The organism is Streptosporangium sp. NPDC049644, assembly GCF_040675205.1.
GTDB lineage: Bacteria > Actinomycetota > Actinomycetes > Streptosporangiales > Streptosporangiaceae > Streptosporangium > Streptosporangium fukuiense.
The window spans coordinates 1-12,590 of record NZ_JBFAOJ010000153.1; the positions used below are offsets into that span (position 1 = coordinate 1).

Genomic DNA, 12,590 nt, shown 5'->3' on the forward strand with positions numbered 1-12,590 from the left:
CCACCACCGCCACCCTCCTACACACCCTCAAAGGCCACACCGACTGGATCCGCGCCATCTCCTGGAGCCCCAACGGCACCCACCTCGCCACCGGCGGCGACGACGGAACCATCCGCCTCTGGGACCCCACCACCGCCACCCATATCGCCACGATGATCCCCCTGCCCGACGGATCCGCCGCCTTCGGGCCCGATGGCATGACCTACAAGTTCAGCGGCAACCCCTCGGGGCTGTTCTGGTGGGCGATCAACCTATGCACTTTCACCGCGGAAGAACTCGCCCCCTATGTACCCGGCCTGCGCCGCGCGCCCTACGACTCCCCTCTGAGCGACCTCCTCCCCCGCCCCGAAGGCAGGTGACCCCATGTCCAGCACCGATCCCGCTCCCTCCACAGGCCGGACGCCAGCGGAAGGCGGCGTCTCCCCGACAGGCGGCGGTCCTGGCGGACGCCGCACGTTCAGACAGGCCGATCTGGGGGTCAGGACCTTTCCGCTGGTCACGGCCGAGGAGTGGCGCACCCCCGAGGAGGTCCTGCGCCGGATGTACCTTGAGGCCGAGGACCGGGCCATCGAGGCGTACACCTGGTACATGCGGGACCGTGTCCGAAAGAGGGCCTCCTCCAAGGTCCTGCGAGGAGCCGCGATCGTGCTGGCCGCCGCGGGCGGACTCCAGCCACTGGCCAGCGCGGCCGGCGCCGGGGGCGGTCTGGGGTGGGGCTACATACTGCTCGCCTCGGCAGGCGTCTGCGTCGCCTTCGACCACTTCCTCGGGCTGTCGTCCCGCTGGATGCGGGACATGGTCTGCGCGCAGGAGATCCAGTCACGGCTACACGGCTTCCAGCTCGACTGGGCGGTGCTCAACGCGCGGGACGTCGAGCAGCGACCGATTCCCGTAGAGGACTACCTCGACCTGCTCCGAGCCTTCATCACCGACCTGTCAGCGATCATGACCAGGGAGACGAACGAGTGGGTCACCGAATTCCAGAGCGGCCTGGCCCAGTTCAACCTGCCCCCTGGCCAGAAGTGACCTCCAGCCATCTGACGTAATTACGGTGTGCGATCAAATCATTACCGCTACGGTGGGTCGTGGCAGGAGGCCTGCCGTACAAACACCGTACGATGGAGGGGAGGTGGAGGTGATGGTGATGACCGCCAAGACACACCGCATCGAGATGCGCGCGGACGCGGCGACCGAAGGGCTCATCGTGCAGGCCGCACAGGCCCTGGGGGAATCGATCTCCTCGTTCGTCCTACGCGCGGCTCGCGCGGAGGCCAGCCGAGTGCTCGCCCGGCCCGATGTCACACTGATGCCCGCCGAGCAGTTCGACGAGTTGCTCGCGTCGCTGGACGAGCCTGACGAGGCACCCGCGCTCCGTAGGGACGCGCAGCGACAGCGCCGCTATCACGAATCGACATGACCTGGCAATCGCGCCCCCTCCACGAGGAGCACGATCCCAGCGCCTTCGACTGCTCAGTCCCGATCATGAACGAATGGCTGGTCAAGATGGCGCTTCGCGCCCAGCGATCGGACACGGCACGCACCTACGCATGGTCTGCCCCTGACTCCCACCGTGTCGTCGGGTATTTCTCCGTCACCCCCACCGAGGTACGGCGGGCGGAGGTCGGCGGTTCGCTCTCCGGAGGGGTGAGCATCGTACCCGGCTACCTCCTGGCGAGACTCGCCCTCGACCGCCGCCTCCACGGCCGGGGCCTCGGTGCGGAACTGCTGGTGAATGCGATTTCCAAAATCGTGTCTGCCTCGGAAACGGCAGGGGGCCGTGTCATCGTGGTCGACGCGATCAACGACCGTGCCGCCGACTTCTACACCTCCCGCGGATTCACCCCGGTCAAAAACGACTCGTACCGGCTGGTGATGAAGATGGCCACGGCGCGGGCCGCGCTTGCCTCTTCCTGACCTCCGAAACCTGCGGTGATGTGGATGAGCCCTCCGGGCGGGTCAGGAGGCCGTTCCGGAGGGCTGGGTGGTGAGGGCGTCGATCTCGTCGAGGATCTCCTTCTTGCCCGCCGGGTCCATGGAGGAGGCCTCGACGGCGTTGCGGGCCAGGGCGGTGAGGGTGGCACGGTCCAGGCCCAGGTGTTCGGCGGCGACGCGGTACTCGTCGCTCAGGGTGGTGGCGAACATGGGCGGGTCGTCGCTGTTGAGGGTGACGAACAGGCCCTCCTCGATCATGCGGGGCAGCGGGTGCTCCTCGATGCGGGCGATCTGGCCGGTGCAGACGTTGGAGGTGGGGCAGACCTCCAGCGGGGTCTGCGTCTCGCGCAGGTGGGCGATCAGGCGGGGGTCCTGCACGCAGGCGATGCCGTGGCCGATCCGCTCGGCGCCCAGGTGGTCGAGGACCTCCCAGACGGTCTCCGGGCCGCTCATCTCGCCCGCGTGCGGCAGGCTGCGCAGCCCGGCGGCGGTGGCCGCGCGAAAGGCGTCCCGGAAGGCGTCGCGATATTTCGGACGCTCCTGCTCGATCCCGGCCAGCCCGAAACCTACCAGCGCCCGGGGAGGTTCTCCGAGCGCGTGGTCCAGGGTGACCCGGGCCGCCTCGACGCCGTACTCGCCGGGAATGTCGAAGATGTACGCCATCCGCACGCCGTGCTCCTCGTGGGCGCGCCGGGAGGCCAGGTCGAGTGCCTCGGTGACCTCCCGCATCGGCATGCCCATGACGTGGTGCGCGTACGGGGTGACGGTCAGCTCGACGTAACGCCCGTTCTGCCGGGCCAGGTCCGCGGCCAGGCCGAGCACCAGGGTCGCCACGTCCTCGGGCTCGCGGACCAGGGTGTTGATCGCCTGGTAGATCTCGGCGAAGTGCGGGAAGTCGCGGAACCGGTAGAACGCGCGCAGTTCCTCCTCGCCGGTGGGAACGCCCCCACCGGGGTGGCGGCGGGCGAGCTCCAGCACGGTGGCGGGCGAGGCGGAGCCGATCAGGTGGACGTGGAGCTCGACCTTGGGGAGGGCGTCGATGAACGCGTCGATCGTCATGCGGAGGACCCTACGCATCCCCTCCCCCGGCACGAAAGCCATTTACCGCAAATCTAACACTAAAATGTACGATTAAAACGGTGAATGTCGGACAGTGTGAGAATTTCGCCGGAGCTTTTCCTCCCGCGCACCGGACGTCTGGCGCATAGTGGGGGCAAGCACCTCGACACCCCTCACGGAGGCTCACAGTGTTCGAGCGCTTCACCGACCGTGCCCGCCGCGTCGTGGTCCTGGCCCAGGAGGAGGCCCGCAGGCTCGGCCACGACCACATCGGCACCGAGCACATCCTGCTCGGTCTGGTCCTTGAGCGGGACGGCGTCGCCGGCCGCGCCCTGCGGGCCCTGGACATCGACGGCGAGCAGGTCAGGAACGACGTGGAGGAGATCATCGGCAGGGGTGACGAGACCCCCGGCAGCCACATCCCCTTCACCCCGCACGCCAAGAAGGTGCTCGAACTGTCGCTGCGGGAGGCGCTCGGCCTGCACCACACCTACATCGGCACCGAGCACATCCTGCTCGGCCTGATCCGCGAGAGTGAGGGCGTGGCCGCCCGGGTGCTGGCCGGGCGGGGAGCGCGCCTGGACGCCGTACGCGCCCAGGTGATCACGCTGCTCGGGCGGCGCGGCCCCGACCGCGCGGTGACCGCCGAGGAGGGCTTTCCGGTGATGGGCGCGTCGCTCTCGGCCAGACTGGAGCGCATCCAGGAGAGCCTGGACCGGATCGAGCGCAGGCTGGACGCCATCGAGGGCGCCGACGCGCCCCGAGAGCCCGGCCCCCCGCAGGAGCAGGCTCCCTGAGGACCCGGGAGGGCACCCGGATCAGCGCCCGGCCTGGTGAGAGAGCGCAGGAGTGGGCCCTCCCCGTTCCGGGACCCCTGAGTGATCCCGGAACGGGGAGGCCGAATGATGGGTTCAACTCGGGGATGCCGTCGCCATCACTCCCACGGCCAGCCTGGCTTCCACCACGCCGGGGTCCTCGGTCTGGCTCAGGGTCGCGCCAAGCGAGACCAGGAGCCTGCGCATCCGCACGTTGTCGGCGAGCAGGGTGGCCCTGACCTCGGCGAAGCCCAGGTCCCGGGCCTGGCCGACGAGCATCTGGGCCAGTGCGGCGCCCAGTCCCCTGCCCTGCCAGCGGTCCTCGACCAGGAAGGCCATCTCGGCGATGCCCGGATCGGGGGTGAACATCAGGTTGGCGAGGCCGACGACCTGGCCGTCGTGCCCGGCGACGATGGAGTAGCCCTTCGTGCGGTCGCAGAGCCGGTCGAAGACCTTCGGCGGCAGCACGGGCATCGCGGTGAAGTAGCGGAACCTGCGGGCCTCGGGCGAGCAACGGTCGTGCAGGTCGCGTACGGCCTCGCGGTAGAGCCGGGTGAGCGGGCGGACCTGGACCTCCACGCCGTCGGAGAGCGTGATGTCGCGGTCGGTGCCGGACCGCTCGGCGGGGGGCTGCGCCAGCCGCACGAAGGAGGCCGCGCGGGCGGCCTCGGTCAGGGTGAAGGGCAGCTCGGCCCGGCGCACCCTGATCGCGCGGCGCGGGGCCACGGGCACGGTGAGCAGCGTGGGGTCCGGGAGATCGCTCATCTCGGCACCATAGACCCAGCGGGAGTCGTCGGCGCGCAGCAGCTCCCCGAGCAGCTCGGGCAGCCGCCAGGGGGTGGTGCGCAGCCGGGAGGCGAGCAGGAGCACGCGGGTGGGCTCGTCCGTCAACTCGTGCGCGGTGGCGGGGACGACCAGGACCTCGCGTCCGCCGGCCGCCTCCAGAGCCTCGCGCACCGCCTCGGCACCGGCGGGGATGTCCGTGACGAACTCGTCGACCGTGCCGTCCGCGTCGGTCTGGACGCTCAGGCCCAGGATGTTGCCGCCCTTGGCGGCGAGCGCGGCGGCCAGCGAGGCGAGACGCCCCGGCCGCTCGTCAACGGTAGTACGAATCCTCAGAAACCCCATCAGAATGCTCCCTCTGTTGGGGGATAGCCTTACCTGACCCTGTTACGGGACTGCTACACATGAGTGAGCCTGCCGTTACATCTGACGGATCACTCATTACGTGGCAGGACTGCTTTTCTGCAACGGTTTCCGTTGGCAGGCGCATCACAATAGACGGATATAGCAGGATATGAGGCCATGAGCACGCGTGTTCCCCTGGCTGGGGATTTCGTCAACGGAGACGTCTCCTTCTGGTACCGCTCCCTGGGCATCCCCACGGCCGGCACTCCCCTCGGCGGCGACCTCGACGCCGACGTGGCCATCGTCGGCGCCGGCTACACCGGCCTGTGGACCGCCTACTACCTGAAGAAGGCCAGCCCCGCCCTGCGGGTCGTGGTGCTGGAGAAGGAGTTCGCCGGCTACGGCGCCTCAGGGCGCAACGGCGGCTGGCTGGTCGGCGAGCTGGCCGGTACCCCCGAGCGCTACGCCAGGACGCACGGCGCGGACGCGGCCAAGCGGCTGCAGCGGGTGATGTTCGAGGCGATCGACGAGGTCATCACGATCACCGAGGACGAGAACATCGACGCGGACATCGTCAAGGGCGGCGTCACCACGGTCGCCACCAACGCCGCCCAGGACCGGCGGCTGCACCGGTTGCTCGCCCACGAGCGCCACTGGGGCTGGACCGAGGACGACGTGCGGCTGCTCGATCCGGCGGAGCGGGAGGAGCGCCTGCGGGTGGCCGGCGCGGTCAGCGCGATCTGGAGCCCGCACTGCGCCAGGATCCAGCCCGCCAAGCTGGCCCGCGGCCTGGCCCAGACCGTGCGGGACCTCGGGGTGAAGATCTTCGAGCACACCCCGGTCACCGAGATCGCCCCGCGCGAGGCCCGCACGCCGCACGGCACGGTCCGTGCCGACTACATCATCCGCGCCACCGAGGGTTTCACCGCCGAACTGAAGCAGTACCACCGCGCCTGGCTGCCGATGAACAGCTCGATGATCGTCACCGAGCCGCTGGGCGGGCTGTGGGACGAGATCGGCTGGGAGGGCCACGAGCTGCTCGGCGACATGGCGCACTACTACATGTACGCCCAGCGCACCGCCGACGGCCGGATCGCGTTCGGCGGGCGCGGCAAGCCCTACCTCTACGGTTCCCGGGTGGACGAGCGGGGCCGCACCCACGAGTGGACGATCGAGGCGCTCTGGGAGTTGCTGACCGGGATGTTCCCCACGGTCAGGGCCTCGAAGGTGGCGCACGCCTGGTCCGGGGTGCTCGGCGTGCCGCGTGACTGGTGCGCCACCGTGCACGTCGACCACGCCACCGGCATCGGCTGGGCGGGCGGCTACACCGGCCACGGGGTGACCACGACCAACCTCGCCGGCCGCACCCTGCGCGACCTGATCCTGCGCGAGGACACCGAGCTCGCCTCCCTGCCCTGGGTGGACCGCAAGGTACGGGGCTGGGAGGTGGAACCGCTGCGGTGGATCGGCGTGCACACCATGTACGACCTCTACCGGCGGGCCGACGCCAGGGAGAAGGCGGGACTCGGCCGTACCTCGGTGCTGGCCCGCGTCGCCGACTCCATCACCGGACGCTGAGCGCCGGCGAAACTGACGCTGGACCTCGGCCGGTCCAGCGTGCAGTGTAGGTGATCAAGCGGCACCCCGGAGCGTCAGCGGCCTCCGGGCCACCGACAGAAGGATGGTGCAACAGTGCGCGACCTGCTCTTCCGGGGCGGCCGGGTCTTCCTCGCCGCCGACGCGTTCGCCGAGGCGGTGCTGGTCCGTGACGGCCGGATCGCCGCCGTCGGTGCGGAGTCCGACGTCGTACGACTGGCCGCCCCCGGCCACGAGGTCGTCGACCTGGACGGCCGCCTGCTGACCCCCGGGTTCACCGACGCGCACATCCACCCGGTGCAGGCGGGCCTGGAGCGGGCCAGGTGCGACCTGTCCGAGGTCTACGGCCTGCCGGAGTACCTGGAGAGGATCGTCGCCTACGCGGACTCCCACCCCGGCCACGAGTGGATCGACGGCGGCGGCTGGGACATGTCGGCCTTTCCCGGCGGCCTGCCGCACCGCTCCCAGCTCGACGTCGTCATCCGCCCGGTCTATCTGATCCAGCGCGACCACCATGCCGCCTGGGTCAACAGCCGGGCCCTGGAGCTGGCCGGGATCACCCGCGACACCCCCGACCCCGCCGACGGCAGGATCGAGCGCGACGCCGACGGCACGCCGAGCGGCGTGCTGCACGAGGGCGCGATGGACCTGGTCGGCCTGCTCACCCCGCGTCCCAGCGCCGCGGACCTGCACGAGGCGCTGCTGGCGGCCCAGGACCACCTGTTCTCCCTCGGCATCACCGGCTGGCAGGACGCCATCGTCGGCTCCTACGCGGGCTACGACGACCAGCTGTCCACGTACGTCTCGGCGGCGGCCTCCGGCGCGCTGCGGGCCCGCGTGGTGGGCGCGCTGTGGTGGGACCGGACCCGCGGCGCCGAGCAGATCCCCGAGCTGCTGGAGCGGCGCGAGTCGGCCACGGGCCTGGAGCGGTTCCGCGCCACCTCGGTGAAGATCATGCAGGACGGCATCGCCGAGAACTTCACCGCCGCGGTGATCGAGCCCTACTGCCGCTGCGGCGGCACCGGCCTGTCGTATGTGGATCCCACGCTGCTGAAGGAGTACGTCGCCGAGCTGGACCGGCACGGCTTCCAGGTCCACTTCCACGCCATCGGTGAGCGGGCGGTCCGCGAGGCGCTGGACAGCTTCGAGGGGACCGACCCGGCCAACCGGCACCACATCGCGCACCTGCAGATCGTCGAGCCGTCGGACGTGCCGCGCTTCGCCGAGCTCGGTGTGACCGCCAACCTGCAGCCGCTCTGGGCCACCCACCACGCCCAGATGGACGAGCTGACCCTGCCCTTCCTGGGCGAGGAGCGCTCCTCGTGGCAGTACCCGTTCGCCGACCTGCTGCGCTCGGGCACCCGCTTCTGCGCGGGCAGCGACTGGCCGGTCTCGGTCGCCGACCCGTTCCAGGGCATGCACGTGGCCGTCAACCGCACCGAGCCCGGCGGCTCACTGCACGCGGACTACCCGACGGCGCAGACCCCGTTCCTGCCCGGCCAGCGCCTGGACCTGGCCACCGCGCTGACCGCCTACACCGCCGGCTCGGCCCGGATCAACCACGACGACGACGCCGGCACCGTCGTCCCCGGCAACCGCGCCGACCTGGTCGTCCTGGACCGCGACCCGTTCACCGAGCCGCAGGCCGACATCTGGCGGACGAAGGTCGCGATGACCTTCGTCGGCGGCGAGCAGGTCTACCGGCGCTGACCCGGAAACGACACGGAGCGCGGCGGCCGTCTCCCTCGACGGCAACGGCGGTGGCTCCTCCGCTCCCCGAAGGGAACGGCTTCACGAGACCCGCGACCGGTCTCGGCGTGCGGGGTTCCATCGAGCGAGGACAGCGGGCTGCTTCGGGCCGACGGCCCGGACCCGAGCGGCCCGGAAAAATGATTTGCGGGCGATAACCTAGAATGTCATGGTTGCTCTTCGCCTCCTGGGGCCAGGGTGACGCCAACGCCCTGGGAGCGCTGCTGGGACGGTTCAACGCGATGTCCGCCTCATGACGATGTCGTCTGTGTGAGATTCCCGTCGTCTCCCGGCCTCCGCTGACCGCGCGGAGACTCCCGCCCAGCCCGCTGTTAGCCTGTTCCGCTCCGCCACGCCCGGCTCTCCCCCAAGTTCCCGTCGGTGGCCCCTTCTGCTTGCGAGGTACATCATTTCCGCGTTTCCCCAGTCGGTGAACGACACCGCGGTCGGCGAGTCCCGGGGCACCGGCGACGCCGCGGTTCCCAAGGGGGCCACGATGATGATCGCCACGCTGGTCGCATCGGCCTTCGTGATGATCCTCAACGAGACGGTCCTGAGCGTCGCGCTGCGCGACCTCAGCGTCGACCTCGGCGTCGCCACCACGACCGCGCAGTGGCTGACCAGTGGTTTCCTGCTGACCATGGCCGTGGTCATCCCCACCACCGGTTTCCTGCTCGAGCGATTCACCCCTCGGCAGATCTTCCTGGTCTCGCTGACGTTGTTCAGCGCGGGCACCCTGATCAGCGCGCTCGCCCCGGGGTTCGCCGTACTGCTGGCCGGGCGCGTCGTGCAGGCCTGTGGCACCGCGGTCATGCTACCGATGCTGATGACCACGGTGATGCGCCTGATCCCCGCGTCCAAACGCGGCGCGACCATGGGCACGATCACCATCGTCATCGCCGTGGCTCCCGCGATCGGGCCGACGGTCGGCGGCGCGGTGCTGTCCTCCCTGGGCTGGCGCTGGATGTTCTGGCTCGTACTACCGCTGTCCCTGCTGGCACTGGCCTTCGGCGCCGTCCGGATGCGGCTGGGCGGCGAGACGCGCACGGTGCCGCTGGACGTGTTGTCCGTGCCGCTGTCCGCCGTCGGTTTCGGCGGCATCCTGTACGGCCTCTCCTCCGTCGGCGAGTCCGGCGGCGGCCACCTGGTGGCGCCGTGGATCCCCATCGCGGTCGGTGCCGTGGCCCTCGCCGGGTTCGTGGTACGCCAACTCCGACTGCAGCGCCAGGACCGGGCGCTGCTGGACCTGCGCCCGCTGACCCACCGCGCCTTCGTCGTCGCGCTGACCCTGAGCGCCCTGCTGTTCATGTGCCTGCTGGCGGTCTCGGCGATCCTGCTGCCGCTGTATCTCCAGACCGTCCTGCGCACGAGTACGTTCGTCAGCGGGCTGGCCGTGCTCCCCGGCGGGCTGGTCCTCGGCCTGCTGGGACGGCCGGTGGGGCAACTGTTCGACCGCTTCGGTGCCCGCCCGCTGGTGATTCCCGGCGCACTGGCCACAGCGGTGGCGCTGTGGCTGTTCACCGCCCTCGGACCGGATTCGCCGCTGGCCCTGGTGATCGGCATCCATGTGCTGCTCATGGCCGGGCTCGGGGCGATGATGACCCCCCTGATGACCGAGTCGCTCGGCGCGCTGCCCGAACACCTCTACTCGCACGGCAGCGCGATCCTGTCCACGCTCCAGCAGGTCGCGGGCGCGTTCGGTACCGCCATGTTCGTCACCGTGGCGTCCCTGGGCACCACCCACGCGTCCGGCGCCCCCGACGCCGCAGGCCTGCACACGGCCTTTGTCGTCGCGGGTGTGCTCGGTGTGCTGGTGTTCGTCACGGCGCTGTTCGTACGCCGCCCCCGGTCTGTGCCGCAAACCGCCGCAGGGCGCGACGCCGGTTGAACCGCGGCGAGGCCGGCGCGGTTTTCGGGGTTGACGGGCATGCGAACCGAGAGAAGGCGACTTCGCGTCGATGACCGAGGGTGAAGCCCAGGTCCCGCGGGTACCGGGCCGTCCGGCCCCACCGCCGCCGTAGCATTCCCGAACAGCCGATCAGCGGAGGACGTCGTGAACGATCTGCCCATCTGCGTCACCTGCGGGGTCCAGTACGCCGCGGCGCGGGATGACTGCCCGATCTGTGAGGACGAGCGGCAGTACGTCGGCTGGGAGGGCCAGCGCTGGACCTCTCTCGACGAGCTGCGCGAGAGCGGGCACCGGGCGCACCTCGCCGAGGAGGGCACCGGGGTGGTCGGCATCGGCACCGACCCCGCCACCGCCATCGGGCAGCGTGCCCTGCTGGTCCGCACCCCGGCCGGCAACGTGCTGTGGGACATGGTCACCCACCTCGACGACGAGCTGATCAGGCAGGTCGGCGAGCTCGGCGGGATCGACGCCATCGCGATCAGCCACCCGCACTTCTACGGCTCGATGGTCGAGTGGGCGCACGCCTTCGACGCGCCGATCCACCTGCACGCGGCCGACCGCGACTGGGTGGCCCGCCCCGACGAGTCGGTGGTCTTCTGGGAGGGCGGCACCTGCGAGATCCTCGAAGGAGTGACGCTGGTCAACGCGGGCGTGCACTTCGACGGCGGCCAGGTCATGCACTGGCGTGACGCCGAGGACGGCCGGGGCGCGCTGTTCTCCGGCGACATCCTCCAGGTGGTGGCCGACCGCCGCTGGGTCAGCTTCATGTACAGCTATCCCAACCTGATCCCCGAACGCCCCGCCACGATCCGCCGCGCCCTGTCGCTGCTGGAGCCGTACGCCTTCGACCGCGTCTACGGCGGCTGGTGGAAGCGGATCGTGCACACTGACGGCGCCGAGGCCGTCCGCCGCTCCGCCGACCGCTACCTGTCCTTTGTCCTGGGCGACTGACTCCGTACGCCGCACGTGACCCCGATCGACCTGGGATGACGCGGAAAACAAGGTTAACCGCTGGAAAAGATCCTCCACGGTGAGGGATAGTCCCCTGATGCCGCAACCAGAGGAAGCAGAGAGCGCGCGCCCGCTGTGGCGGGACCGGAACTTCAACGTCTTCTGGGTCTCCCAGACGCTCTCCGTCGCCGGGGACTCGTTCGCCTACATCGCCATCCCGCTGCTGGTGCTGAACGTGACCGGGTCGGTCGCGCAGATGGGCCTGCTGACCGGCGTGGCCGGTGCCGCGTCGGTCGGTGCCGGGATCTTCGCCGGGATCCTGGCCGACCGGCTCGACCGGCGGACCCTGCTGATCTGCTGCGACCTCGCCCGCATGGTGCTGTACGGGCTCGTCCCGCTCGCCTGGGCGTTCGGCCCCCAGGTCTGGCTGCTGTACGTGGTGCTGCCTCTCTGCGAGGCGATCGGGATGGTCTTCCAGGTCACCTACGTGACCGCGGTGCGCAACCTGGTCGAGGGCGACCGCATCACCGAGGCCAACGGCCGGCTCTACGCGACCGCCGCGGCGGCCGGCATCGGCGGCCCGCTGCTCGCCGGTGTGGTCTCCGGACAGTTCGGCCCGACCGCGGCGATCGCCGTCAACGCGGCGAGCTTCGCGCTGTCGGCGGCGGGCCTGTACTTCGTCCGGTTCAACCGACCCGAGGCCGGCGCGCCCGCGCCGCCGCGCCAGCGGCCCTGGCAGGAGCTGCTGGCCGGTGCCCGGTTCCTCTGGCGGCACCCGGTGCTGCGTTCCCTGACGATCCTGCTCTCCTTCTTCATCTTCTTCACACTCGGCATGACCGACGTCCTGATCTACCACCTGAAACACGACCTGGGCCACTCCGACGGCACCGTCGGCACGGTCCTCGCGGTCGCCGCGGCCGGCACGATCGCCGGAGCCGTGCTCGTGGCACCCGTCCGCCGCAGGCTCGGTTTCGGCGTCACCTGGATCGGCGCCCTCGCGACCAGCGGGCTCGCCATGGCGTGCGTCGGCCTCTCCGGGCGTGTCCCGGTGATCGCCGCCCTGATGGCCGTCTACCTCTGCGGCGTCAGCGTGGCCGGGATCTGCTCGATGTCCCTGCGCCAGCAGGTGACCCCGGACCATCTGCTCGGCCGCGTCACCTCGGCGTTCTGGACGATCCACTTCTCCCTCGGCCCGGTGGGCGCGGCCGTCCTGACCTGGGGCGCGGGTGGCTACGGCGTCACCGTGATCTGCCTCCTGGCCGGCACCGCCTGCCTGCTGATCGCGGCGGCCGCGCTCTTCACCCCGATCCGCCGCCCCGCCCCCGAGCAGTCGGCGCCCACCGTCTCATGAGGCCGGAGATCCGGCGGTGAGGTGATCCCAGCGACCTTCACGCCAGGATCCGGCCGGGTTTCCGGTACCCGCGGGCTGAGCGGGCCGCCGCCTGGCGGCC

10 protein-coding genes and 2 pseudogenes are annotated in these 12,590 nt (G+C 70.5%); 10 read left to right on the forward strand and 2 right to left on the reverse strand.

From position 1 onward, the window contains the following. The 4 genes and pseudogenes from AB0J58_RS42040 to AB0J58_RS42055 form a co-directional block, all read left to right on the forward strand. Positions 1-359: pseudogene (locus AB0J58_RS42040) on the forward strand (hypothetical protein); the annotation flags it as partial. A gap of 4 nt (positions 360-363) precedes the next feature. Further along, positions 364-1,026 (forward strand): SLATT domain-containing protein, encoded by a 663-nt coding sequence (locus AB0J58_RS42045; RefSeq protein WP_364226829.1) that lies wholly within the window; start codon positions 364-366, stop codon positions 1,024-1,026. A gap of 118 nt (positions 1,027-1,144) precedes the next feature. Beyond that, entirely contained in the window at positions 1,145-1,417 is a 273-nt protein-coding gene (locus AB0J58_RS42050; protein ID WP_364226831.1) for a DUF1778 domain-containing protein, read from the forward strand. After that, positions 1,414-1,914 (forward strand): GNAT family N-acetyltransferase, encoded by a 501-nt coding sequence (locus AB0J58_RS42055; RefSeq protein ID WP_364226833.1) that lies wholly within the window; start codon positions 1,414-1,416, stop codon positions 1,912-1,914. Before AB0J58_RS42050 ends, AB0J58_RS42055 begins: the two co-directional genes overlap by 4 nt. A gap of 42 nt (positions 1,915-1,956) precedes the next feature. On the opposite strand, the gene add is transcribed toward AB0J58_RS42055, so the two are convergent. Beyond that, on the reverse strand, positions 1,957-2,991 hold the full coding sequence (gene add, locus AB0J58_RS42060; protein WP_364226835.1) for an adenosine deaminase: 1,035 nt from the start codon (positions 2,989-2,991) through the stop codon (positions 1,957-1,959). A 188-nt stretch (positions 2,992-3,179) separates the two neighbouring features. Here add and AB0J58_RS42065 point away from each other — a divergent pair. Further along, positions 3,180-3,617 (forward strand): annotated as a pseudogene (locus tag AB0J58_RS42065) (Clp protease N-terminal domain-containing protein); the annotation flags it as partial. Between the two features lie 285 nt (positions 3,618-3,902). Here AB0J58_RS42065 and AB0J58_RS42070 read toward each other — a convergent pair. Next, positions 3,903-4,934 carry a GNAT family N-acetyltransferase gene (locus AB0J58_RS42070; RefSeq protein ID WP_364226838.1) on the reverse strand — a complete coding sequence of 344 codons (1,032 nt, stop codon included), beginning with the start codon at positions 4,932-4,934 and terminating at the stop codon, positions 3,903-3,905. A 177-nt stretch (positions 4,935-5,111) separates the two neighbouring features. Between AB0J58_RS42070 and AB0J58_RS42075 the strand changes: the two genes are divergently transcribed. The 5 genes from AB0J58_RS42075 to AB0J58_RS42095 all read left to right on the forward strand — a co-directional run bounded on the left by AB0J58_RS42075 (position 5,112) and on the right by AB0J58_RS42095 (position 12,490). After that, on the forward strand, positions 5,112-6,512 hold the full coding sequence (locus AB0J58_RS42075; RefSeq protein WP_364226840.1) for an FAD-binding oxidoreductase: 1,401 nt from the start codon (positions 5,112-5,114) through the stop codon (positions 6,510-6,512). A gap of 114 nt (positions 6,513-6,626) precedes the next feature. Beyond that, entirely contained in the window at positions 6,627-8,240 is a 1,614-nt protein-coding gene (locus AB0J58_RS42080) for an amidohydrolase (protein ID WP_364226843.1), read from the forward strand. A gap of 469 nt (positions 8,241-8,709) precedes the next feature. Then, entirely contained in the window at positions 8,710-10,167 is a 1,458-nt protein-coding gene (locus tag AB0J58_RS42085) for a DHA2 family efflux MFS transporter permease subunit (RefSeq protein ID WP_364226846.1), read from the forward strand. Positions 10,168-10,332: 165 nt separating this feature from the next. Then, positions 10,333-11,139: an MBL fold metallo-hydrolase gene (locus tag AB0J58_RS42090; protein WP_364226848.1), complete on the forward strand. Its 807-nt coding sequence runs from the start codon at positions 10,333-10,335 to the stop codon at positions 11,137-11,139. Positions 11,140-11,236: 97 nt separating this feature from the next. Continuing rightward, a complete protein-coding gene (locus AB0J58_RS42095) occupies positions 11,237-12,490 on the forward strand; it encodes an MFS transporter (RefSeq protein ID WP_364226850.1) in 1,254 nt (417 codons plus the stop codon). Positions 12,491-12,590: the final 100 nt, after the last annotated feature.